The organism is Xanthomonas sp. MUS 060 (assembly GCF_000963215.1).
In the GTDB taxonomy this organism is placed as follows: domain Bacteria; phylum Pseudomonadota; class Gammaproteobacteria; order Xanthomonadales; family Xanthomonadaceae; genus Xanthomonas_A.
The window spans coordinates 1-1,495 of record NZ_JZIM01000083.1 but is presented as its reverse complement, the minus strand read 5'-3'; the positions used below and the strand labels follow the sequence as shown (position 1 = coordinate 1,495).

3 protein-coding genes are annotated in these 1,495 nt (G+C 61.9%); all 3 read left to right on the top strand.

From position 1 onward, the window contains the following. Window positions 1-688: HlyD family efflux transporter periplasmic adaptor subunit (locus XANALMUS060_RS17050; protein ID WP_045739457.1), on the top strand; the 688-nt coding region annotated here is incomplete at its 5' end. After that, a complete protein-coding gene (locus tag XANALMUS060_RS17045; RefSeq protein WP_152640609.1) occupies window positions 681-1,130 on the top strand; it encodes a hypothetical protein in 450 nt (149 codons plus the stop codon). The genes XANALMUS060_RS17050 and XANALMUS060_RS17045, both read left to right, overlap by 8 nt. Next, a complete protein-coding gene (locus tag XANALMUS060_RS23150) occupies window positions 1,123-1,404 on the top strand; it encodes a cysteine peptidase family C39 domain-containing protein (protein WP_343122998.1) in 282 nt (93 codons plus the stop codon). The genes XANALMUS060_RS17045 and XANALMUS060_RS23150 overlap by 8 nt, the downstream gene beginning before the upstream one ends. Window positions 1,405-1,495: the final 91 nt, after the last annotated feature.

The window sequence follows — 1,495 nt, the reverse complement described above, 5'->3', positions numbered from 1 at the left end:
CCAGCACGACCAGGCGCTTGAGCACCAGGCACAGCTTATGGAGCTGCGTCGCCAGGGATTCCAGTTGCACCAGCAAATGAGCGAGCTGCAGGCACAGGCGGATCAGTTGCCGGACATCGTCGCTGGCCGGAACAACGAGACGCAGCGAGAGCTGTCCGATGTCGCCCAACTGATCGCGAAGAACGCTGCGCAGCATGCGGGGCTTTTGAAATCTCCGGTGGACGGCATCGTGACCAGTGCTCCTATCTATGCAGGCCAGTCCGTGGTGGCCGATCAGCCGATGGTGGCCGTGCTGCCTGCTGCATCGACATTGCAGGCGGAGCTATGGATACCGACGCAGGCCGTCGGCTTCATCCGGGCAGGAGAGCAGGTCGTCATCCGCTACCGTGCCTATCCCTACCAGAAGTTCGGCCAATACTTAGGTCGTGTGCAACAGGTGTCGCGCAGTTCGTTGTCGCCGTCCGAGGTCAATAAGGCAACGGGCAAGGATATCAAGGAGGCGAGCTACAGGGTGCTGGTCCGTCTGGAGAACCAGTACGTGCAGGTCTACGGAAGACCCGAGACCTTGCGGCCTGGCATGACGCTCGACGCGGACATCTTGCTCGACCGCCGCCGGCTGTTCGAGTGGCTCTTCGACCCACTTTACAGCATCAAGCTGCGCTCGACCGAGGATCGCGAGCATGGCTGAAGAAGCATGGAGCCACACGCCATGGAACTGGATGGACTGGAGCGCAGCAAGTCGCCTTCCCATGGTGATGCAGACGGAATGGATACCGACGCAGGCCGTCGGCTTCATCCGGGCAGGAGAGCAGGTCGTCATCCGCTACCGTGCCTATCCCTACCAGAAGTTCGGCCAATACTTAGGTCGTGTGCAACAGGTGTCGCGCAGTTCGTTGTCGCCGTCCGAGGTCAATAAGGCAACGGGCAAGGATATCAAGGAGGCGAGCTACAGGGTGCTGGTCCGTCTGGAGAACCAGTACGTGCAGGTCTACGGAAGACCCGAGACCTTGCGGCCTGGCATGACGCTCGACGCGGACATCTTGCTCGACCGCCGCCGGCTGTTCGAGTGGCTCTTCGACCCACTTTACAGCATCAAGCTGCGCTCGACCGAGGATCGCGAGCATGGCTGAAGAAGCATGGAGCCACACGCCATGGAACTGGATGGACTGGAGCGCAGCAAGTCGCCTTCCCATGGTGATGCAGACGGAAGCCGGCCGCAGAGTGCGCGCTGGCGTGTCTGACGATGATCGCGGGCTACCACGGCCATCATGCCGATCTTGCCAGCATGCGGCGGCGCTTCAGTACCCAGAGTGCGCGCTGGCGTGTCTGACGATGATCGCGGGCTACCACGGCCATCATGCCGATCTTGCCAGCATGCGGCGGCGCTTCAGTACCTCGGCGTAGGGCGCGACGCTGTCCCGCGTGATTCATATCGCCCATTCGCTGGGCTTGGCGACGCGGGCGCTGCGTGCGGACATGCAGTATCTGCGTGATG

Bases quoted from the DNA above. Each gene is read 5' to 3' on its own strand.
- XANALMUS060_RS17045 (WP_152640609.1), top strand. From the start codon at position 681: ATGGCTGAAGAAGCATGGAGCCACACGCCATGGAACTGGATGGACTGG.
- XANALMUS060_RS23150 (WP_343122998.1), top strand. From the start codon at position 1,123: ATGGCTGAAGAAGCATGGAGCCACACGCCATGGAACTGGATGGACTGG.